General features: G+C 68.0%; 23 protein-coding genes. 15 read left to right on the plus strand and 8 right to left on the minus strand.

Translation table 11 applies throughout. The features are described from left to right. Positions 1-3 precede the first annotated feature (3 nt). From ASE16_RS15810 to dnaB, 4 genes are all read left to right on the plus strand, one after another. Positions 4-513, plus strand: coding sequence for a single-stranded DNA-binding protein (locus ASE16_RS15810; protein WP_055897229.1), 510 nt, complete (start codon positions 4-6; stop codon positions 511-513). A 60-nt stretch (positions 514-573) separates the two neighbouring features. Further along, a complete protein-coding gene (gene rpsR / locus ASE16_RS15815) occupies positions 574-837 on the plus strand; it encodes a 30S ribosomal protein S18 (protein WP_055897232.1) in 264 nt (87 codons plus the stop codon). A gap of 11 nt (positions 838-848) precedes the next feature. Next, positions 849-1301: a 50S ribosomal protein L9 gene (rplI, locus tag ASE16_RS15820; protein ID WP_055897235.1), complete on the plus strand. Its 453-nt coding sequence runs from the start codon at positions 849-851 to the stop codon at positions 1299-1301. Positions 1302-1803: 502 nt separating this feature from the next. Further along, complete coding sequence (gene dnaB, locus ASE16_RS15825; RefSeq protein WP_055897239.1) at positions 1804-3177, plus strand: replicative DNA helicase; 1374 nt, start codon at positions 1804-1806, stop codon at positions 3175-3177. 46 nt (positions 3178-3223) lie between these two features. Here the strand turns inward: dnaB and ASE16_RS19820 are convergent, their stop codons facing one another. Next, entirely contained in the window at positions 3224-3412 is a 189-nt protein-coding gene (locus ASE16_RS19820; protein WP_157480426.1) for a hypothetical protein, read from the minus strand. 191 nt (positions 3413-3603) lie between these two features. On the opposite strand from ASE16_RS19820, the gene ASE16_RS15835 reads away from it, so the two are divergent. Continuing rightward, on the plus strand, positions 3604-4077 hold the full coding sequence (locus ASE16_RS15835; protein ID WP_055897245.1) for a 2'-5' RNA ligase family protein: 474 nt from the start codon (positions 3604-3606) through the stop codon (positions 4075-4077). 71 nt (positions 4078-4148) lie between these two features. On the opposite strand, the gene arfB is transcribed toward ASE16_RS15835, so the two are convergent. The 3 genes from arfB to ASE16_RS15850 all read right to left on the minus strand — a co-directional run bounded on the left by arfB (position 4149) and on the right by ASE16_RS15850 (position 5647). Further along, positions 4149-4586 (minus strand): alternative ribosome rescue aminoacyl-tRNA hydrolase ArfB, encoded by a 438-nt coding sequence (gene arfB / locus ASE16_RS15840; RefSeq protein ID WP_055897249.1) that lies wholly within the window; start codon positions 4584-4586, stop codon positions 4149-4151. A gap of 69 nt (positions 4587-4655) precedes the next feature. Further along, on the minus strand, positions 4656-5192 hold the full coding sequence (locus ASE16_RS15845; RefSeq protein ID WP_055897253.1) for a putative immunity protein: 537 nt from the start codon (positions 5190-5192) through the stop codon (positions 4656-4658). After that, positions 5171-5647 (minus strand): DUF6194 family protein, encoded by a 477-nt coding sequence (locus tag ASE16_RS15850; RefSeq protein WP_235500534.1) that lies wholly within the window; start codon positions 5645-5647, stop codon positions 5171-5173. The genes ASE16_RS15845 and ASE16_RS15850 overlap by 22 nt, the downstream gene beginning before the upstream one ends. Positions 5648-5741: 94 nt before the next feature. On the opposite strand from ASE16_RS15850, the gene ASE16_RS15855 reads away from it, so the two are divergent. Further along, positions 5742-6449, plus strand: a complete 708-nt coding sequence (locus tag ASE16_RS15855; RefSeq protein WP_235500535.1) for a MerR family transcriptional regulator — start codon at positions 5742-5744, stop codon at positions 6447-6449. A gap of 16 nt (positions 6450-6465) precedes the next feature. Then, positions 6466-7185 (plus strand): GntR family transcriptional regulator, encoded by a 720-nt coding sequence (locus ASE16_RS15860; RefSeq protein ID WP_055897257.1) that lies wholly within the window; start codon positions 6466-6468, stop codon positions 7183-7185. 64 nt (positions 7186-7249) lie between these two features. On the opposite strand, the gene ASE16_RS15865 is transcribed toward ASE16_RS15860, so the two are convergent. Further along, positions 7250-8602, minus strand: coding sequence for a hypothetical protein (locus tag ASE16_RS15865; RefSeq protein WP_055897260.1), 1353 nt, complete (start codon positions 8600-8602; stop codon positions 7250-7252). Positions 8603-8605: 3 nt separating this feature from the next. Continuing rightward, positions 8606-9553 (minus strand): N-acetylglucosamine kinase, encoded by a 948-nt coding sequence (locus ASE16_RS15870; RefSeq protein WP_082581516.1) that lies wholly within the window; start codon positions 9551-9553, stop codon positions 8606-8608. A 352-nt stretch (positions 9554-9905) separates the two neighbouring features. On the opposite strand from ASE16_RS15870, the gene ASE16_RS15875 reads away from it, so the two are divergent. The 6 genes from ASE16_RS15875 (at position 9906) to ASE16_RS15900 (ending at position 16916) form a co-directional block, all read left to right on the plus strand. Next, positions 9906-11258 carry an ABC transporter substrate-binding protein gene (locus ASE16_RS15875; RefSeq protein WP_082581517.1) on the plus strand — a complete coding sequence of 451 codons (1353 nt, stop codon included), beginning with the start codon at positions 9906-9908 and terminating at the stop codon, positions 11256-11258. Positions 11259-11262: 4 nt separating this feature from the next. Continuing rightward, positions 11263-12237: a carbohydrate ABC transporter permease gene (locus tag ASE16_RS15880; RefSeq protein ID WP_082581518.1), complete on the plus strand. Its 975-nt coding sequence runs from the start codon at positions 11263-11265 to the stop codon at positions 12235-12237. After that, entirely contained in the window at positions 12234-13046 is an 813-nt protein-coding gene (locus ASE16_RS15885; protein ID WP_055897271.1) for a carbohydrate ABC transporter permease, read from the plus strand. The genes ASE16_RS15880 and ASE16_RS15885 overlap by 4 nt, the downstream gene beginning before the upstream one ends. 45 nt (positions 13047-13091) lie before the next feature. Then, entirely contained in the window at positions 13092-13913 is an 822-nt protein-coding gene (locus ASE16_RS15890; protein ID WP_055897274.1) for a 6-phosphogluconolactonase, read from the plus strand. 70 nt (positions 13914-13983) lie between these two features. Then, the gene (locus tag ASE16_RS15895) at positions 13984-16344 is read left to right on the plus strand and encodes a beta-glucosidase family protein (RefSeq protein ID WP_055897278.1); all 2361 of its coding nucleotides are present in this window, start codon (positions 13984-13986) and stop codon (positions 16342-16344) included. Positions 16345-16415: 71 nt separating this feature from the next. Beyond that, positions 16416-16916: a hypothetical protein gene (locus ASE16_RS15900; RefSeq protein WP_055897281.1), complete on the plus strand. Its 501-nt coding sequence runs from the start codon at positions 16416-16418 to the stop codon at positions 16914-16916. A gap of 3 nt (positions 16917-16919) precedes the next feature. On the opposite strand, the gene ASE16_RS15905 is transcribed toward ASE16_RS15900, so the two are convergent. Beyond that, complete coding sequence (locus ASE16_RS15905) at positions 16920-17612, minus strand: Pr6Pr family membrane protein (protein WP_055897286.1); 693 nt, start codon at positions 17610-17612, stop codon at positions 16920-16922. A 134-nt stretch (positions 17613-17746) separates the two neighbouring features. On the opposite strand from ASE16_RS15905, the gene ASE16_RS15910 reads away from it, so the two are divergent. Both ASE16_RS15910 and ASE16_RS15915 read left to right on the plus strand, forming a co-directional pair. Beyond that, entirely contained in the window at positions 17747-18334 is a 588-nt protein-coding gene (locus tag ASE16_RS15910; RefSeq protein ID WP_055897288.1) for an HdeD family acid-resistance protein, read from the plus strand. Further along, complete coding sequence (locus ASE16_RS15915; protein WP_235500536.1) at positions 18331-18645, plus strand: hypothetical protein; 315 nt, start codon at positions 18331-18333, stop codon at positions 18643-18645. The genes ASE16_RS15910 and ASE16_RS15915 overlap by 4 nt, the downstream gene beginning before the upstream one ends. 88 nt (positions 18646-18733) lie before the next feature. Here the strand turns inward: ASE16_RS15915 and purB are convergent, their stop codons facing one another. Further along, positions 18734-20113, minus strand: a complete 1380-nt coding sequence (purB, locus tag ASE16_RS15920) for an adenylosuccinate lyase (protein WP_055897292.1) — start codon at positions 20111-20113, stop codon at positions 18734-18736. Positions 20114-20133 lie beyond the last annotated feature (20 nt).

Raw genomic sequence — 20133 nt, forward strand, 5'->3', positions numbered from 1 at the left:
CCCATGGCTGGCGAGACCGTCATCACCGTGGTGGGCAACCTCACCAGCGACCCGGAGCTGCGTTACACGCAGAACGGGCTCGCGGTTGCCAACTTCACCATCGCATCCACACCCCGCACGTTCGACCGTCAGGCGAACGAGTGGAAGGACGGTGAGGCTCTCTTCCTGCGTGCGAGCGTCTGGCGTGAATTCGCCGAGCACGTCGCCGGTTCGCTGACGAAGGGGTCGCGCGTCATCGCGCAGGGCCGTCTGAAGCAGCGTTCCTACGAGACGAAGGAAGGTGAGAAGCGCACCTCGATCGAGCTCGAGATCGATGAGATCGGCCCGTCGCTGCGCTACGCCACCGCTTCGATCACGCGCGCGCAGTCGTCTGGCCGTGGCCCTGGAGGTTTCTCCTCCGGTGGCGGCGCCGTCGAAGAGCCGTGGGCGGCATCGGCGCCCGCAGACGCCTCCTCCTCAGGAGCAGACGTCTGGAACACGCCGGGCAGCTACAGCGACGAGACTCCCTTCTAAGGGTCACCAACATTCACCAGCTCCATCGGGCTTCGATGAGAGCGGAAAGCAAAGGAAATCATGGCTGGAAAGTCGAGCGGCGACCGCCGCAAGCCGATCCGCAAGGGCAAGGACGGCAAGAACGCCGCTCCGGCGAAGTCGATTCGCGTCGGCGTCATTGACTACAAGGACGTCGCGACCCTGCGGAAGTTCATCTCGGAGCGTGGAAAGATCCGCGCCCGCCGCATCACCGGTGTCTCCGTCCAGGAGCAGCGCCTCATCGCCCGTGCCGTCAAGAACGCACGCGAGATGGCACTCCTCCCCTACGCCGGCTCGGGCCGTTAGGAGATACGGATATGTCGAAACTCATTCTGACGCACGAGGTCACCGGCCTCGGCTCGGCCGGAGACGTCGTCGACGTCAAGAACGGCTACGCACGCAACTACCTCATCCCGCAGGGCTTCGCTATCGCGTGGACCCGCGGTGGTGAGAAGCAGGTGGAGCAGATCAAGGCGGCTCGTGTCGCTCGTGAACTCCACACCGTCGAGCAGGCGCAGGACCTCAAGGCGAAGCTCCAGGCCACCAAGGTCAAGCTGACCGTGAAGGCCGGCCGCGAAGGTCGCCTCTTCGGTTCCGTCAAGACGTCCGACATCGCGGAGGCCGTCAAGGCCGCCGGGATCGGCGAGCTGGACAAGCGCAAGATCGAGATCACGTCGCCCATCAAGGTCGTCGGTGACCACGAGGCCACGGTTCGTCTTCACGACGACCTGTCCGCCGTGATCACCCTCCAGGTGGTCGCTGCCAAGTAGGCACGATAAGCAGAAAGTGTAGCGGCGGGCCGATGCCCGCCGCTACACCTGTTAACGGGCTATTTCCGCAGCTTTGTACACAGGGCGAAACGCCCGGGAAACACGTTTCACCACAAGAATGGAACTGTTTTCTACACACAGGGTGTGGAGAGAAAAAGCTCAGGTCAAAAACGATTTACGTGCCGAGATTCTTTTTTAGTCCACACCTTTCCCCACAGGTTGTGCACAAGCAGCGCGGCGTTTCGCGCAGATTCTCCCCAACGTTATCCACAGGCCGAGTTGTGGCCCGTGTGTGCGCTCCTTAGGGTGGAGCGAGGTCGGCGGAAGCCGACGACGGGGAACCCGGCAATGTCGGTGGCCACCCCCAAGATCCTGATAGCAGCGAGCCGTGCCACGCAGTGTGGCGTGAGCGAGGTTCACTGGTACCGGGATGCTCTGGATGCGCGGGGTCGTAGGCCCTGTGTCGCCCGTGCACCGTGACGAAACATGAAGAGGAGACATCGTGTCGATCGCCCATCTGGGTCTCGCAGACCAACGCGAACCGGGCGAACCACGCACGTCGGAACGAACGCCTCCGCACGACCTCCTGGCGGAGCAGAGCGCGCTCGGCGGAATGCTCCTCAGCAAGGACGCCGTCGCCGACGTGGTCGAGGTCGTCCGCGGCCCCGACTTCTACATCCCCAAGCACGAGATCATCTACGACGCGATCCTCTCCCTCTACTCCCACGGAGAGCCCACCGACGTCATCACCGTCACCGACGAGCTCACCAAGGTCGGCGAGCTCTCACGGGCGGGTGGCGCCGAGTACCTGCACACCCTCACCAGCCTCGTGCCCACCGCGGCGAACGCGGGCTACTACGCCAACATCGTCGCCGAGAAGGCGTTGCTGCGCCGTCTGGTCGAAGCGGGCACCCGCATCACGCAGATGGGCTACAAGGCAGAGGGCGAGGTGCTCGACCTCGTCAACAACGCGCAGGCGGAGATCTACTCCGTGACCGGCTCGCAGGAGACGGAGGACTACGTCCCCCTCACGGACGCGGTCACCGTCGCCATCGACGAGATCGAGGCGGCGAAGCACAAAGACGGCTCGATGACCGGCGTCCCCACCGGCTTCGCCGAACTGGACGAGCTCACCAACGGCCTCCACCCTGGCCAGATGATCATCGTCGCCGCGCGACCAGCGCTCGGAAAGTCGACCCTCGCGCTCGACTTCGCGCGAGCGGCCGCCATCAAGCACGACATGGCCACCATCTTCTTCTCCCTCGAAATGGGCCGGAGTGAGATCGCGATGCGCCTCCTCTCCGCAGAGGCCTCCGTTCCCCTGCAGAGCATGCGAAAGGGAACGGTGGACAACCGCGACTGGACGACGATCGCATCCACTCGTGGTCGCATCAACGACGCCCCGCTCTACATCGACGACAGCCCCAACATGACCCTCGTCGAGATTCGCGCGAAGTGCCGCCGCCTCAAGCAGCGCGTCGGCCTCAAGATGGTCATCATCGACTACCTGCAGCTCATGACGAGCGGCAAGCGCGTCGAGAGCCGCCAGCAGGAGGTCAGCGAGTTCTCCCGAGCCCTCAAGCTGCTCGCCAAGGAACTCCAGGTCCCCGTGATCGCCCTCTCCCAGCTGAACCGTGGCCCGGAGCAGCGAGCCGACAAGCTCCCCGCCCTGAGCGACCTCCGCGAGTCCGGCTCGATCGAGCAGGACGCCGACATGGTCATCCTCCTCCACCGCGAATCCGCATACGAGAAGGACAACCCTCGCGCCGGCGAGGCCGACCTGATCGTGGCCAAGCACCGCAACGGCCCCACGCGCACCGTGACGGTCGCCTTCCAGGGCCACTTCTCGCGGTTCACGGATATGGCGCCGGTGTAGCCAGGCCGCTTGGACCGATGACGGCACTCACTGACGTCACTTCGTACTACCCCATCCGGCGCCGAGTTCTGATCAGGACCACCGCGGCGAGGAACACGAGGAACGCGGCAACGATGACGAGCGGTAGCCACCACGGCGTGAGTGTCGTCATCTGCACGGTGTCGTCGCACGACCGGCCGCTCGGCGGTGTGGTCGCACAGGATGCCCAGAGGATGAGCGGCGACGATGTCAGCATGTCGACAGCTTGCCAGGGGATGGTGCCATAGGGAAGCCGGCAGCCATAGGGCCGTGTGCAGCAACCTACCCGGCGACGGCTCCCTGAACAGCATCCAACGGAGCTACCTCCGATCGATCGGATCCAGCCGTCGACCGACGTTCGGTGACGGGTCTGCATTCGAGACGCTTCCCGTGTCATAGGGTCAGCTCATGAGGAGCTATGCCGTTGTCGCACTGTTCGATCCGCTCGAAATCAATGCCACCATCAGCCGCAGCGAATGGCCGGCACACGTCACCCTCGCCTCCAACTTCACCGCCGCCTCGACCCTTGATCGGCTCCTCGATCTTGTTACCCAAGCGGCCGCGGCAGCCGAACCTCTGAACGTTCGCTTCGGTGAACAGGCGCTGTTCGGACCGAACCACGATGTGCGAGTCCGGCTCGTGGATTCGGAACAGGCGGTCGGCGTGCACATACGCCTCGCTGATCTACTTGAATCCCTGCCAGGTTTCGCCGCCGAAGAACCGGCGTACTGGCGGGAGGTATACCGGCCCCACCTGACCCTGGGCCCATCGGTAACGGCGGCGGAGGGCGACCGCGAAACTGCGAACTCGGTGGCGGTCGTCGAAATTCTCGGTAGCGACGCCAAGGTCCTCGCTCTGTTGCGTCTGCGGGGCGCACGCTGACCGATCCCGCCGCGCGCACTCTCGATTGCGCGTCACTTCCAATGGGTCAGTCGTGAGGAGGATCCAATGGGTCAGTCGTGAGGAGGACGTCGCAGTCGCTTGACGTCGGTGCGCCGCTTCTTCGCTTCCAAGCGTCGCTGCTTGGCCCCTCGACTGGGCCTCGTCGGTCTTCGCGGGGCTGCCGGCGGCAGGAGGGCGTCGGCCACGATGCCGGCCAGTCGAGCGCGCGCAGCCTCCCTGTTGCGCAGTTGCGCGCGATGCTCGGATGCCACGACCGTCAGCTTTCCGTCGACGACACGACCGCTCAGACGCTGGAGGAGCCGCTCCCGCTGCAGCGGAGAGAGCACGGCGGACCCTGCCACATCCCACACGAGCTCCGCGCGAGAGTCGGCAGTGTTCACCCCCTGTCCTCCGGGACCGGATGACCGCGAGAACCGCCAGGACAGCTCGGACTCGGGGATCGTGAGTCCGGAGTCGACCCGAAGGCCGGGACGGTGGGCAGCGGGCATGGGTCCATCATGCTCCGTCAGCCCGTGGACATGCCGACTGGGGCCGCGCCTCGATGGCCAGATGCCGCCTCACCCTTCCCCCAGCCCCGCCTGAAGTGCGCGGATCAGCTCGCCGAGCCGACCCCTCGCGAGCAGCCCGGGGCCGAGTGGCCCCGAGGTGTCTTCGCCGAGACGCGGCAGGCGGCGGAGGGCTGCCCTGGCCTCCGGGGAGAGGTGCGCGAGCTGCCAGCGTTGCTCGGCCTCTGCCGCGTCGGGCTGGTCGGGCGCGGCCAGACCCAAAGCGCTGGCCGCGTACGCCGCCGCTCCGAGCGCGTGCGCTCCCATGTGGGCGACGCCCGCGGCCTGCGCGCACGCGCTGGCGGCCGCCACCGCTCGCGGAGACGTGACAGCGTGCGCAGCGCGGCCCGCCACGAAACGGCGGCGGATCTCGCCTGCGGCGTCGAGCTCGCCGCGGGAGAACGCTCGCGCCCGCTCGATGGCGTCCCGCGGGCGGTCGTCGTCCGGGGCCTCCGCCTCGAACAGCGGCAGCACGCGCTCGGCGCAGTCGGCCGCCCACGCGGCCACGCGGCGCCGGTCCGTCTCGCTCAGCGACTGTGCGGACACCACGCCGTCACCGCCCCTCCGCGCGACGGGATGCGCGTGCCGCCGCCGCGTCGTGCGCCGCTCGCAGCAGCGTGGTCACCGCATCCACCGTCCGCTCTCCAGCGGTTCACCACCGAGACCCACCCGGATGCGCCGTACAGCGGGTGGGCGAAGAACGCGTCGGTCTCGGCCGGGTCCACCTCGGTAGGGCCCACGAGCCGTGCCGCCTCGTCCCGACCCACGTGGATGTTCACCCGGAACCGGCCGGGGGCGTCCAGCCGCGAGGCGTGGTCGTCCGGGTAGTTCTTCGTGATGATGGTCGCGTACGGCTGGGTGCGTTCCGGTATCAGCCCGTCCGGTGCGAAATAGAAGTACGCGTCCCCCCACGACAGCTCGGGGAAGCCGCTGTGCTCATCCGGCAGCAGCACGAGCGAACCATCGAAGGACTGGACGATGTCGACGGTCTCCTGAAACTCCATTCTTCAATCGTGGCCCTGACGTGCTTATGTGGACTTCGTGGAGGAGAAATCAGGGAAGCGACCGGCAAACCCTCAAGAGCGTGCGCTGACGACCGTGGCGATCGGCCGCCTCGCGGGCTACTCGACGCAGCAGGTGCGCGACCTCGAACGGCTCGGCGCGATTCCGCCCGCCCAGCGCAGCGCGAACGGCTACCGCCGCTACGACCACCGCCACGTCGTCGCGCTCCGCGCATACCGTGCGCTCGCCGCCGCCGCGGGGCCGGTCCTGGCCAGGCAGCTCATGCCCGTGCTGCTCACCGGGACGGTCGACGAGGCGGCGGAGCGGATCGACGAACTGCACGCCGCCATCGCCAGGGGGCGGTCGCAGCTCCGCGAAGCGCGCAGCGGGCTCGTCGCCGTGCTCGTGGAGAAGGGGGAGGTGTTCGAGGAGCGCGACGCGATGACGATCGGCGAACTCGCTCAGGCGCTCGACGTCCGCCCGTCCGCCCTGCGGCACTGGGAGCGCGAAGGGCTCGTGCGCCCCGACCGCGCATCCCCCGTGCGACACTACGGCGCCGGCGCGATCGCCGAGGCCCGCATCGTCGCGGCCCTGCGAAGCGGCGGCTACCGCATCCCCGCGATCGCGCGCATCCTGGATCAGCTCCGCAGCCAGGGGCTGACCGCAGAGGCCCGAGAGTTGCTCGACCAGCGGCTGGCCGAGCTGACCAGGCGCAGCATCGCCCTCCTGGATGCGGCCGGTCACCTGCACGAGTTCCTCAACCAGTTGTACCAAACAGCGACGGAGGCGCATCCAATCGCCTGATTGGTATGGTGGGGCTGTGAAAACTCCCACGATCACCACCCGCGTCTCCCGGGAGCTCGGCATGGCCATCAACCACGGGATCTACCAGCCGGGAACCCGGCTGCCGGGCGAGCGGCTGCTGGCGGAGAGCATGCACGTGAGCCGGAGCACCATCCGGATGGCGCTGGAGGATCTGGAGCGGCAGGGCCGCGTCGCGCGCTCGCCGCAGCGCGGCTGGTTCGTGCCGAGCCCGACGGTCGGCGAACCGCCGAGCACGCTGGAGAGCTTCACCGAGATGGCGCGGCAGCGCGGCCACACCCCCACCGCAGAGGTGCTGGAGAAGTCGGTGCGTTCCGCGACCCTGGATGAGGCCAACCGGCTCGGGATCGCGCCGGGCACCGAAGTGCTCGAACTGGTCAGGCTGCGTGGGATGAACTCGACGCCGATCTGCGTCGACAGGAACGTGCTGCCGCTCACCATCGCGCACGCGCTGCTCGACCTCGACCTCACCGACGCCTCCCTCTACGAGACCCTGCAGACGCACTGCTCGGTGAGCATCTTCCGCAGCGCGTACAGCGTCCAGGCCGAGACGCCGACCGCGGAGCAGGCCACCCTGCTGCACATCCCGCAGGGCAGCCCCGTGCTCGTCGGGCGCGAGATCGCCTACGACAGGGCTGGTGCGCCCGTGCTCCTCGGACTGAACACCTATCGCGGAGACGCGTACCGGTTCCACGCGGACCTGTACCGCGCGGAGTAGGCGCCGCCACACGAGACGAGGCCCCCGACCCTTGGATGGAGTCGGGGGCCTCTGTTCGTACTGGCTAGTGCAGCGGAGGAAGGATGTCCTTCTGCAGTTCCAGGAACTCGTCCAGCATCGCAACCGCGCGGTTGTGCGAGTCCACCACAGGGTCGAGCAGGATCGCCTGCAGCAGCTTCGCCTTCGACTGCTCCGCGTACGCCTGCACCAGCAGCTTGTGGATGCTCCCCTGCAGCCGCACCATGGCGAGCACGCCCTCGGGGAACTCCTCCAGCGGCACAGCGACCAGCTCGCCGTCCACGACGCGTCCTGGCACCTCGACCACCATGTCGTCCGGCAGGCCGGGGATCGCGCCGCGGTTCGGCAGGTTCACCGCGGGCAGGTCGCGCTCGACGCCGCAGGCCACCCACTCGATGATCGGGATGGCGAGCTCCTCGGACGACACGATCGGACGGTTCTCGAGGGTGTCCTCCAGCGTCTTCTGCGCGTGCTTCGCCGGCTGGTACGGGCGATCGGTGTCCGCGAACCGGATCTCGTAGTACCACTCGGGCGTCGTAGCGCCCTCCTGCCAGGGCGAGCCGTCGGCGGGGTCGTGGAAGTACTGGAGCTGGGCAGGCACGTAGTCCTCGGCCCAGGACAGGTACTCGCCGATGTGGTTGGCGCTCGGCGACGGCCACAGCCCGAAACGACGGAACAGGATGCGCGAGAGCCCGACCTCGTGCCAGTCCGACACCCAGTTCGCCTCGTGCTCGAGCTCGCGCAGGCGCGGGTACAGGTCTTCACCGGTCTTCCTGTCCCTGATGCGCTGGAACCAGGCGAAGTGGTTGATCCCGCCAGCGGCGAGGTCGAGCTGGTCGAGCGGCGTTTCCAGCAGCGCCGAGATCTGGCGCGCGCCCTGGAAGTAGCCGTGGCACAGCCCGACGACCTTCACAGAGGTGAGGCGCGTGATGGCCTCGCAGACCTTGTGCTCCGGGTTCGAGAAGTTGAGGAAGAGCGCATCCGGCGCCAGTCGCTCGATCGCGCGGGCGATCTCGAGCAGCGGGCCGAACTGGCGGAGGGCGTGGAACAGACCGCCTGGGCCGCCGTTCTCACCGTAGATCTGGCGGAACCCGTACTTCCTCGGCACCGTGAAGTCCTGCGACCAGTAGTGGTAGCGGTTCACCTCGATGGCGGTCACCACGAAGTCGGCGCCGGTGACGGCCTCGTCGAGGTCGGTCGTCGTCGTGATGGTCGCGGCGTGGTCGAGCAGCCTTGTCAGGTGCCTGGCGTATCCCTCCATCTCGGCGAGGGGAGCCGCGGCGATGTCCATGAGCGTGAGGTCGAGACCCTTCTTGGCGATCGGTGCGCTCAGGAGGAGGTCGCGAATGATGGTTCCTGCGAACTCCCGGCTCCCTGCTCCAATGAGTGTTACTTTCATCTGCTACTTGTCTCCGATCTGGATGGTGTTGACGTTCTGGTCCTGTGCGATCCGGCGAGCCACCGCGACGGCTCCGAGCACAGGGGGTCTGTCGAGGATGGTGAGTGCTAGTCCAGGGTGGTCTTTCTGGAGTGCGGCACCGAACGCATCCTGTAGTCGCGGCTGACGCTGGATGACCGAACCGCCCGCCACGACGCCGTCCGCGGGGATTCCGCGTTCGAGGAGCTGATGGACCAGCCAGGCGAGCTGTTCACCCGCGTCGCCGATGACCTCGTCGGCGATGACGGAACCATCGTCGGCCGCGGCGAAGACCTCTGGCGCGTGCCTGCCCCACTCCTCAGCGGACGCGGCGTTCGTGACGGCCAATGCGAGCCCGTCGCCGTCGCTCGCGGCGAAAGAGGCGAGCAGCCGCCTGCCGAGCTGATCGAACGACCCGCCCCGATCCAGATTGCGGAGCACGGCCCTCGTCGCGTCGCGGACGAGCCCGGCCGCGCTTCCCTCGTCGCCGAGGAGCCAGCCCCAGCCGCCGGCGCTGACCAGCTCGCCGTCAGCATCCCTGGCGGTGGCGATGGCGCCTGTGCCGACCACGACGCCGATCGCGCGTTCCTGGTCCATCGCCTGGGGGATGAGCTCTGAGTCGTTCATGACGGCGACGGGGCCGCTGAACCTGGCGCGCATGGCACGCTCCAGCTCGTGGCACTGGGCCGTGTTCTCGCAGCCGTGCGCGCCGACGGCGAGCGGCGAGCTCAGTGCATCCTGGCCGATGTGCTCGACCAGGAGGGCGCGCAGCCCGGTGGCGTCGGCCTCGACATCGCCGAGGCCACCGCGCCAAGAGGCGGACGGCACCACGATGTCGCGCAGCTCGGATGCGGTCTCCGCGCGCGAGTCGGAGGGAGCGACGACGATGTGCGTCTTCGTTCCCCCGATGTCCACCCCGACCACTCGGCTCATCAGTTTTCTTCCCTCGCAGTCGGTCTCGTGGTGTGGTCCACCAACGTCGGCGGCGCCTCCACGCTAATCACACGCAGCCCAGTTATGCCAGTTCGTGGGCGATTAACAACCAGATCGCGGACTGGTCCGGTTCCATCGGGCCCGTTCAGGGGGCTGTCAGGTGAGGTGTTGGAGTGTTGATGCCTCGAATGAGCCAGCCTGCCACGGAACGGCGGCCAGGGTTTACCGGACCAGTAGCCGGAATGGTTGTTATTTCGTCCCCAAGTGGACTAACTGAGCTGGTTAAGAATAGCGTTGCTCCCGCGCTGCATATCGGCGTGAACGACAGGGCGACGAGTTAAAGGAGACTCGCATGAAGAAGCGGCACCTCGCTGGAGCGATTGCTGTAGCTGCCGGATTGGCCTTGGGCCTGGCGGGCTGCGCACCGGGCGGATCCACGGCGGCGGACTCCTCCCGTCCCGTCTCGAAAGACGTGTCGGGCAAGGACGTCACCATCAAGATCCTCGACTTCTGGCAGAACGACGAAGGCAAGTGGATGGACGCCGTCGTCAAGGACTTCGAGAAGCAGCACCCGAACATCACCATCAAGCGCACCACCCAGGACTGGGGCCAGGTGATGAACACGCTCAACCTGCGCCTCGCAGACGCGAACGGCCCGGACATCGCACTGGTCAACAACGGCTGGCAGTCGATGGGCACGCTGGCCAAGGGTGGCCGCATCCTGAACCTCGACGCGTACTCGAAGCTGTACGGCTGGGACAAGGAGATCCCTGACACCATCTCCCGCCAGCTCGAGTTCACCCCGGACGGAAAGCAGATGGGTACGGGCTCGCTGTTCGCCACCCCCGCAGCGCGCTCCTCCCTGATCGGGCTCTACTACAACAAGACCATGCTCGACCAGCTCGGCCTGCCGGTGCCGACCACGCTCGCCGAGTTCGAGAAGGACGCCGCGGCGATCAAGGCGGCAGGCAAGACGCCGATCGCGTTCGGCTCCCAGGACAAGGGGTCGGCGACGTCGATCCTGTTCGCCACGCAGAACCTCTACGCCCCCGCAGACAAGATCGGCGACTTCGTCTACTCCAGCGGCAACGTGCCGATCACGGACACCGGGATCGTCGACGCGGCGACGGACGTGAAGAAGTGGGCGGACGACGGCTGGTTCACGCCGAACTACCCCGGCATCCAGTACGCGGATGCGCAGAACGACTTCCTGACCGGCAAGGCGGCCTTCCGGTTCGAGTACACCGGCTCTCTGGCGTTCTCCGAAGCGCAGAAGCAGACCTTCGGCTACGTTCAGCTTCCGCAGGTGGAAGGCGACAAGGTGGTCGGCACCGGAGCATCCGCTGCCAACCTGGCCATCTCGTCGAAGTCGAAGAACCCGGATGCTGCCGCAGCGTTCCTGGACTTCATGGCCAGCAAGACGGCCGCTCAGGAGGCGGTGGACCACGGGTTCCTTCCGCTGCTGCACTCCGACCTGAGCATCCCGAGCGGCAACCCGGAGCTCGCCAGTGAGATCACCGCGCAGCAGGCGCTCGACAAGGGCAACGGCTACGTGCCCTACTTCGACTGGTCGACCCCGACGATGCTCGACACGATCGGCGGCCAGCTCCAGCAGCTCTTCGCCGGCCAGGTCACGCCGCAGCAGCTCGGCGAGGCAGGACAGAAGGACTACGACGCCTTCCAGGCCCAGCGGGCGAAGGGCTGAGCCGATGACCTCGTCCGATCTGGTGCAGCGGCAGGAGACCCCCGCCGCTGCACCGGCGGCGCCGCGTCCCCCACGCAGCGCTTCCACGAGGAAGCGCAGGCTGTCTCCCCTCGCGCGCCGCCGCAGGTGGCTCGGCCTGGCGTTCGCTGCGCCGGCGCTGCTGTTCTACGGCTTCGTCGTGCTCGTCCCCATCCTGCAGAGCGTGAACTACTCGCTCTACAGCTGGGATGGGGTCAGCGCGGCCCGCTGGGTGGGGTTCAGCAACTACGTGTCGTTCTTCACCGACCCTGAGCTGCTGGAGTCGCTGGGGCACGTGCTGGTGCTCGTGGTGTTCTTCTCGCTCATCCCGATCGCGCTCGGCCTGATCTCCGCTGCTCTGCTCGGACGAGGGAAGACGACGGGCAGCGGCGTCTACCGCTGGCTGCTCTTCCTTCCGCAGGTGCTCACCAGCGTGGTCGTCGCCGTGATCTGGAAGCGCATCTACGGCCCGGACGGCCCGCTCAACTCCGCCCTGCGCGCCGTCGGTCTCGGCGACCTGGCCAAGAACTGGCTGGGCGACTTCACCTGGGCGCTCCCCGCCCTCGGCGTGATCGGCACCTGGACGGCGATGGGCCTCTGCATGGTCCTCTTCGTCGCCGGTGTCGCCGCCATCCCAGGCGAGCTCTACGAACAGGCCCGCATCGACGGGGCAGGACCGATCCGCGAGTTCTTCTCGATCACGCTTCCGAGCCTGAAGGGACAGGTCGCTGTCGCGCTGACGCTCACCGTCACCGGGGCGTTGCGCGCGTTCGACCTGGTCTGGGTGACAACGCAGGGCGGGCCAGGCACGTCGACCACGACCCCGGCGCTCCTGCTCTACCGCAAGGCCTTCCTGAACCCCGACGTCGGGATGGCCGCCGCGATCGGCATCATCATCGCGGTCGTCTGCCTCCTGGTCGCCCTCGTCATCACCCGACTCTCCGAGGAGAAGAACGCATGATCTCCCGCTCCGAGCGCGTGCTCAACCACACCGTCCTCATCGCGGTTTCCGTCTTCGTCCTCTTCCCCGTCGTCTGGTTCCTGTTCACCGCTCTCAGCCCGTCGCGGAGCGGTCAGCTCGACCTCCTGCATCCACAGTTCGGCAACTTCGTGACCGCCTGGAACGCCGGGGGCTTCGGCTCCGCGATGCTGGCCTCCGCCGTCATCACCATCGGCGCCGTGGTCGGCCAGACCGTGCTCGCCGTGCTCTCCGGCTTCGCTTTCGGCGTGCTCGGGGTGGCTGGCCAGAAGGTGATCTTCCCCCTGGTGCTGTTCGGCCTGATGATCTCGGCCGAGGTCTTCATCATCCCGCTCTACTACACGTTCCAGTCGATGGGCCTCACCAACTCGTGGCTCGGCCTCATCATCATCCAGATCGGGATGGGCGTCCCCTTCGGCGCATTCTGGATGCGGGCGACCTTCCGCGCCGTGCCTCCGTCGCTGATCGAGGCGGCCGAGATGGACGGCGCGCGGTCGTGGCGCGTCCTGTGGCAGGTGCTGATGCCGATCGCCAGACCGGCCGTGCTCACCCTCGCCCTGCTGTCGTTCATGTGGACCTGGAACGACTTCTTCCTCTCCCTGGTCTTCATCGCCGACCCGGCCATCCAGCCGGCCACCCTGGCGCTCGGCGTCTTCCAGGGGAAGAACACCCTCGACGTGAACCTGCTGGCCGCCGGGTCGCTGATCGTCGCCGTCCCCGTGCTCATCCTCTACGTGTTCTTCCAGCGCCACTTCATCAGCGGCGTGCTCAACGGCGCGATCAAGGAGTGAGCGGTTCCCGCTCAGCCTGATCCGTTCCCCAGACAAGGAGTCTCCATGCGCATCGCGCCCGAAATCCTCGACACCCCCGACGACGTCGGCCGTGCGGCCGCCGAGCAGATCGCCGACGCGATCGTGGCCGCGAACGCGGAGGGCCGCACGTTCGTGCTCGGCTGCCCGACCGGGCGCAGCCCGCTGACCACCTATGAGCAGCTCGCTGTCATCGTCGCCGAGCGCGATCTCGACCTCAGCACCGTGGTCATCGCCCTGATGGACGAGTACGTGGAGCAGGCGGGCGGAGAGCTGGCAGGCGAGGAGTTCCGGGCGGTCGACCCGGCTCTCGCGCACAGTTGCGTCGGCTACGGCGAACGCGACATCCTCGGCAGGCTGAACGCGGGTGCGCGGCCGGAGCACCGCATCCCGGAGCAGAACCTCTGGCACCCCGACCCCCGCGACCAGGACGGTGCGTACGACAGGAGGCTGGCAGAGGCGGGCGGGATCGACCTCTTCCTCCTGGCCTCAGGCGCATCGGACGGCCACGTCGCCCTCAACCCGGTCGGAGCAGCGGCGGACACGGTCACGCGCGTCGTCGCTCTCGGCGACGACACCCGCCGCGACAACCTCGACACCTTCCCGACGCTGGGCAGCCTCGACGAGGCCCCTCGCTACGGGGTCACCGTGGGCATCTCGACCATCCGCGAGCTCTCCCGCTCGGTGATCATGGTGGTCACCGGCGAGCACAAGCAGCCGACCGTGCGCAGGCTCGCCGCGGCGGACGCCTACGAGCCGGAGTGGCCGGCCACCGTGCTCACCCAGTGCGCCTCCCCGCGGTTCCTGGTGGACCGCAGCGCCGCCGCGCTCCTGCAGACCGCGCGCTGACCGCCGCGCGCTGATGCCAGCGCCTCACCCCTGCCCCTCGCCGCCGTCACCCTCCCGGAAGGTTCCCCCAATGCACGTCCCCCCGTTCGATGTCGACCAGGTCCTCGCCGCGCTGACCCTGGAAGAGAAGGCGTCGATGCTCTCCGGCGTCGACGACTGGTTCACGCAGACCATCGACCGGCCGGGGCTTCCGGCCGCCGTGCCGGCCATCGAGGTCGGCGACGGACCGCACGGCCTGCGCAAGGAGACCGGCGTCGACATGGTCTGGGTGCCTGCGACCGGTTTCCCGACGGCCTCGGCGATGGGCGCATCCTGGGACAGGGACCTGATGCGCAGGGTGGGCGCCGCGATCGGCGAGGAGGCCAGGGCTGAGGGGGTGCAGGTCGTGCTCGGGCCCGGCGTCAACATGAAGCGCTCGCCGCTGTGCGGACGCAACTTCGAGTACTTCTCCGAAGACCCGCTGCACTCCGGCGAGCTGGGAGCCGCATACGTCGACGGCGTGCAGTCGACCGGCGTCGGCACATCGCTCAAGCACTTCGCCGCGAACAACCAGGAGATCGAGCGGACCAGGATCTCGGTCGTCGCGGACGAGCGCGCGCTGCGCGAGACCTACCTGTCCGCGTTCGAGCGCGTCGTCCGCCGCGCGGAGCCGTGGACGGTCATGTGCTCGTACAACCGGCTGTTCGGCGTGCACGCGTCGCAGAACCGCTGGCTGCTCACGGAGGTGCTGCGCGACGACTGGGGCTACCAGGGCGCTGTCGTCTCCGACTGGAACGCCGTGCATGACCGCGTCGCCGCGTTGCGGGCGGGACTCGACCTCGAGATGCCGGGAACCGGCGGACAGACGGACGCCGAGGTGGTCGCGGCGGTCCGCGACGGCTCGCTCGCGGAGTCCGTCGTCGACGCGGCCGCCCGCCGCGTGCTGACCCTGGTCGCACGCGCATACCCGGGCGCCGGGCTGGTCGACGGACCCGTGATGTCCCTCGGCCACAGCGCCGGCGACCGGCTCACGCCGGAGCAGCTCACCGTCCTGCGGGCCGACGAGCATCATGCGCTGGCCAGGGAGGCCGCTGCCGGATGCATCACCCTACTGCGCAACGAGAACGCTCCCGGCTCGGCCGCGCCCACCCTGCCGCTCTCGGAGACGGGCGGCACCATCGCGGTGATCGGGGCGTTCGCCGAGCACGCGCGCATCCAGGGCGGCGGCTCGTCCGGGGTCGATCCGACCAGGATCGACGTGCCGCTGGAGGCGATGCGGAACATCGCCGGACAGCGCGTCGTCTCCGCTCCCGGCTACGTGTACGCGACCAAGAACGCGTACCAGGACGACAACCTCGCGATCCTGGCCGCCCACGGAGTCAGCCATGACGAGGACAAGCCGAAGGTCGCCAGGCGCTCGGCGACGCTGGCCAAGGAGCTGCAGCTCGCCGAGGCCGTCCAGCACGCCGGCAGGGGGCCGCTCTCCGAGACGGCTGAGCGGCTGATCGCCGAGGCCGTCGCGGTCGCGGAGCAGGCGGAGTCGATCGTGGTGTTCGCCGGCCTCCCGCTCTCCTACGAGCAGGAGGCGAACGACAGGGACTCGCTCGCCCTGCCCGCAGACCAGCTCGCGCTGCTCGCCGGGCTCGCCGACGTGCGCGAGCGGACGGGCGCATCCATCACGGTGGTGCTCTCCAACGGCTCCCCGGTGTCGATGGACCCGTGGCACGACAGGGTCGACGCGATCGTGGAGGCTTGGCTGAGCGGCCAGGGCACAGGGCACGCGGTCGCGGACGTGCTCTTCGGGCGCACGAACCCATCAGGCAAGCTCGCCGAGACCTTCCCGCTCGCGGTCGAGGACACCCCCGGCTTCCCGAACTGGCTCGGCGAGCGGGGAACAGTGCTCTACGGAGAGGGTGTGTTCATCGGCTACCGCTGGTACGACGCGCTCCACCGCGCCGTGCGCTACCCGTTCGGGCACGGCCTGTCGTACACGACGTTCAGCTATCGCGACCTCGACCTCGCGGTGATCGACGCCGACACCGGGCGGGTGCGCGTGTCCTGCACGATCGTCAACGACGGCGACCGTGCGGGCGACGAGATCGTGCAGCTCTACGTCGGCGATCCGGATGCGGAGGTGCAGCGGCCGGTGCGCGAGCTGCGCGGCTTCGAGAAGGTGAGGATCGAGCCCGGCGCGTCCGTGCGGGTCGACTTCGAGCTCGAGAACCGTGACTTCGCATACTGGGATTCCGCCGCGGAGCGACCGGATGGAAAGCGCGGCCTCTGGCGGCGCGAAGGCGGCGAGTTCCGGATCGAGGTGGGCGCGTCGTCGCAGGACATCCGACTGGCCACCGCGATCGAGCTGCCGGACGACCCCTCGATCCCCGCGCTGATCCGGGATGCGGATCTCATCGACATCGCCGCATCGCGATTCGTCGACGGGCACGCCGGCTGAGCCGTCCGTCACCCCGTTTGTCATTCTCCGGAATGATGCGAACGCATCCAGGAACGGCGTTGAATGGATCCATGAACGTCAACCTGCTTCCGCTCGTCCAGGGCGCCGGCGCTGTCGCGCTGGCCGTCGTGGCGTTCTCGTTCGCGCTCACCTGGCCGTCGCTGATCGCCACGATCCAGGGCTTCCGGTCGGAGCGCGCCAGGCTCGGCGCCTTCGTCGGGCTCGGCGTCGCGATGATCACGGCGGCGAGCCTGCTCTACCTCGTTCCCGGCCTGCTGCTGCGCGACGAGCTCGCCCTGCTGATCTCGTTCCCGCTCGGCGCGACCTGGCTGATCGCCGCAGTCGCACTGATCGTGCGCGGGATGCTGCTCGAAGGCGCATCCCGTGTCATCTCGTACTCGTTCGCCGTGGTGTCCGTGAGCGGGCTCGCGGCCGGCATCGTCTCCGCACTGTGCGCTCAGCACAGGATCGCCGACACGATCACCCCGACCGGGGCGTTCCTGCTCGCGCTGACCGCCGTGGCCGGAGTGGTCTTCTGGTCGAACAGCGTCGACAGGATGGCGCGGGCGTAACGCCTAGTCGCCGTCAGCGGGCAGCGGCCGTCCGCCGCGCCAGCGCCTGGACACCCACACCACGCCATAGCCGACGCACAGGATGACCGCGGCGATCAGCAGCACGTAGAACGCCACGGAGAGGTAGCCGTTGGGCGACATCTGCGGGTTGAGGAACGGATACGGGTACCAGGGCTGCTTGCCCGTCACGGGGTCGGCGCCGAACGGGGCGCGGATGAGGGTGTAGATCGCCCAGACGATCGGGAAGCCGACCACCCACCAGAGCACCCGGCGGCGGAGCGGAGCGCGGCCGGGAGCGAACAGCCAATCGAGCAGCAGATACGAAGGACCGACGACGTGCAGCACCTCGTTGGACCACTCGACGGTCTGCCCCTGCGGCAACGGGATGTTGCGCAGCAGCAGGTTGTAGACGACGCCCGTGGTCACCATGTACGTCGTGATCACCGCCCGGAGAGCCGTGAACCACTCCGGGTCGTCTCCTGTGCGTGCGAACAGCAGATACGCGCCGATCGCGAGCACCACCACGTAGCCCACGTTCGAGTCGATCGTGAAGAAGCTGAAGAAGTTCACAACGTAGCCGGCGATATTGCCGCCCTTGCCGGAGATGAAGTTCACACTCGTCGCGAACTGGGCGATGATCGCCACGATCGTCAGCAGAGCCATCGCCGCGCGGACGATCCCGAAACCGATCCGCATCCGGACCCCTTCGTCTGGTGGTGCGAGGACAGGAGACAGGGCGAGCATACCGACCCGGCAGCCGCGCACGCGGCAAACGCGCAGGCGCACCGCGACTAAACTAGCGGGGAAACCCGTACGAGAGAGGTCGCCGAGTGGCACCCGCAGTTCCTGCACCGAAGTCCAACCGGTACTGGGTCGTCCCCGCCGTCCGTGCCGTCGTCGCACTGGCAGCCACCGCCGTCATCACGTTCACGCGGGATGCGCACACCGCCGAGTTCGGACTGATCGTCTTCGGCGTGTTCGCCATCGTGGACGGCCTCGCGACGTCGGTCCTCACCGCGACCTCCGGGCTCCGCGGCACCACGCGCACCCTGTTCATCGTGCAGGGCGCCATCGGCGTCGTCGCCGGCGCGCTCGCGCTCGCGCTGATGAACAGCGGACTCGGCCTCTACCTCTACCTCGTGACCGTGTGGGCGGCGCTCACCGGCTTCCTCGAGCTCTACAGCGGCATCCGCAACAGAGGGCGGGATGCGGCCGCTCGCGACTGGCTCATCACCGGTGCGCTGACCGCTGTGCTCGCCGTCGCCTTCCTCCTCATCCCGTCCGACGCCCTGCTCTCGATCGGCCTGTTCGGCGCGTGGGCCGTGATCGTTGGCGTGTTCCAGGGGATCGGCGCGGTGTCGCTGCGGAGCGCATCCCGAGCCGTTGCCGCTGAGCAGAGCACGGGGAGCGGATCGTGACCAAGCGCGACAAGAAAGACCCTGGCGTGACCACTGACTCCCGTTCCAAGCTCCAGCCGAGCCGCAAAGACCGTTTCCTGCCGACCGAGCTGCTCGGCATCTCGGCGGCGCTCGCCGTGTTCGTCGGCCTCATCGTGCTGATCGCGACCCGCGAGTTCCTGCTCGCCGGGGTGAGCTTCGGTATCGCGTTCATCGTCGCCCTGGTGCTGATGGCCCTGTTCGCGCTCGCGTTCAAGCCCAATGCCGCCGAGGTCCACGACCTCGAGGAGCAGAACGGCGAGTCCCCCACCGACAAGCCGTCCGGCCACTAACCCTCCCCCGGCCCCGCTTAAAATCGAGTCCGAAGTTGTTCACGCCCGCGCCCGGCGCGTCGCATGAACAACTTCGGACTCGATGGTTTCAGAGGTGGTCGACGAGGGCGGACGCGAGGCCCGTGTATGTCTGGGGGGTGAGGGCGAGGAGGCGGTTCTTGGCGGCCTGGCCGATGTCGAGGCCGTTGACGAACTCCGCCAGCGCTGCGTGGTCGACGCGCTTGCCGCGGGTCAGCTCCTTGAGCAGCGCGTACGGGTCGGTGATCTGCGAGCGACCGGCGGAGACCTCCGCGCGGATCACCGTCTGGATCGCTTCGCCGAGGATCTCCCAGTTGGCGTCGAGGTCGGCGGCCAACAGGTCGCGGTCGAGCGCGATCTGACTCAGGCCGCGCTGGATGTTGTCCAGGGCGAGCAGCGAGTGGCCGAGACCGACGCCGATGTTGCGCTGCGTCGTCGAGTCCGTGAGGTCGCGCTGCAGGCGGCTGGTCACCAGCGTGGCGGCGAGCGAGTCGAGCACGGCGGAGCTCAGCTCCAGGTTCGCCTCCGCGTTCTCGAAGCGGATCGGGTTGACCTTGTGCGGCATGGTCGACGAGCCGGTCGCGCCAGGCTCAGGTGTCTGCCGGAAGTAGCCGAGCGAGATGTACGTCCAGATGTCCGTGGCCAGGTTGTGCAACACCCGGTTGGCGTGCGACACCTTGCCGTACAGCTCGGCCTGCCAGTCGTGCGACTCGATCTGCGTGGTCAGCGGGTTCCAGTCGAGCCCCAGGCTGGTGACGAACTCGCGCGAGATGCGCGGCCAGTCCGCCTCCGCGTCCGCCACGACGTGCGCGGCGAAGGTGCCGGTCGCCCCGCTGAACTTGCCGAGGTAGTCGTTGTGCTCGATCTGCTTCTGGATGCGCTCCAGGCGGTAGACGAAGACGGCGAGCTCCTTGCCCATCGTCGTCGGCGTCGCCGGCTGGCCGTGGGTGCGGGCCAGCATCGCGTCGTCGCGGTACTCGATCGCCTGCGCGCGCAGCTCGGCGATGACGGCGCGGAACTTCGGCAGCCACACCTCGTTGACGGCGCTGCTGACCGTGAGCGCGTACGACAGATTGTTGATGTCCTCGCTCGTCGCCGCGAAGTGGGTGAGCTCGGCGATGCTGTCGAGGCCGAGAGCGTGCAGGCGCTCCCGCACCAGGTATTCGACCGCCTTGACGTCGTGCTTGGTCGTGGCCTCCAGCTCGGCGAGCCTGTCGATCTCCGGCTGGCCGAACTCGTCGACCAGCGCGCGCAGCGAACGCACCTGCTGCTCGGTGAGCGGCGTGGACCCGAACATCCGGTGGCTCGTCAGATAGATGAGCCATTCGACCTCGACCTGCACACGTGCCCGGTTCAGGCCGGCCTCCGACAGGTGGTCGCCGAGACCGAGCACCGCCGAGCGGTAACGGCCGTCGAGTGGGCTCAGCGGCTGGGGAGGCAGCGCGGTCATGGGTCTCCTTGCGTGGTGGG

This window comes from Leifsonia sp. Root227 (genome assembly GCF_001428745.1).
Classification (GTDB): Bacteria; Actinomycetota; Actinomycetes; order Actinomycetales; family Microbacteriaceae; genus Leifsonia.

Bases quoted from the DNA above. Each gene is read 5' to 3' on its own strand.
- ASE16_RS15810 (WP_055897229.1), top strand. From the start codon at position 4: ATGGCTGGCGAGACCGTCATCACCGTGGTGGGCAACCTCACCAGCGAC.
- rpsR (WP_055897232.1), top strand. From the start codon at position 574: ATGGCTGGAAAGTCGAGCGGCGACCGCCGCAAGCCGATCCGCAAGGGC.
- rplI (WP_055897235.1), top strand. From the start codon at position 849: ATGTCGAAACTCATTCTGACGCACGAGGTCACCGGCCTCGGCTCGGCC.
- ASE16_RS19820 (WP_157480426.1), bottom strand. From the start codon at position 3,412: ATGCTGACATCGTCGCCGCTCATCCTCTGGGCATCCTGTGCGACCACA.
- ASE16_RS15835 (WP_055897245.1), top strand. From the start codon at position 3,604: ATGAGGAGCTATGCCGTTGTCGCACTGTTCGATCCGCTCGAAATCAAT.
- arfB (WP_055897249.1), bottom strand. From the start codon at position 4,586: ATGCCCGCTGCCCACCGTCCCGGCCTTCGGGTCGACTCCGGACTCACG.
- ASE16_RS15850 (WP_235500534.1), bottom strand. From the start codon at position 5,647: ATGGAGTTTCAGGAGACCGTCGACATCGTCCAGTCCTTCGATGGTTCG.
- ASE16_RS15865 (WP_055897260.1), bottom strand. From the start codon at position 8,602: ATGAAAGTAACACTCATTGGAGCAGGGAGCCGGGAGTTCGCAGGAACC.
- ASE16_RS15870 (WP_082581516.1), bottom strand. From the start codon at position 9,553: ATGAGCCGAGTGGTCGGGGTGGACATCGGGGGAACGAAGACGCACATC.
- ASE16_RS15875 (WP_082581517.1), top strand. From the start codon at position 9,906: ATGAAGAAGCGGCACCTCGCTGGAGCGATTGCTGTAGCTGCCGGATTG.
- ASE16_RS15880 (WP_082581518.1), top strand. From the start codon at position 11,263: ATGACCTCGTCCGATCTGGTGCAGCGGCAGGAGACCCCCGCCGCTGCA.
- ASE16_RS15885 (WP_055897271.1), top strand. From the start codon at position 12,234: ATGATCTCCCGCTCCGAGCGCGTGCTCAACCACACCGTCCTCATCGCG.
- ASE16_RS15890 (WP_055897274.1), top strand. From the start codon at position 13,092: ATGCGCATCGCGCCCGAAATCCTCGACACCCCCGACGACGTCGGCCGT.
- ASE16_RS15895 (WP_055897278.1), top strand. From the start codon at position 13,984: ATGCACGTCCCCCCGTTCGATGTCGACCAGGTCCTCGCCGCGCTGACC.
- ASE16_RS15900 (WP_055897281.1), top strand. From the start codon at position 16,416: ATGAACGTCAACCTGCTTCCGCTCGTCCAGGGCGCCGGCGCTGTCGCG.
- ASE16_RS15905 (WP_055897286.1), bottom strand. From the start codon at position 17,612: ATGCGGATCGGTTTCGGGATCGTCCGCGCGGCGATGGCTCTGCTGACG.
- purB (WP_055897292.1), bottom strand. From the start codon at position 20,113: ATGACCGCGCTGCCTCCCCAGCCGCTGAGCCCACTCGACGGCCGTTAC.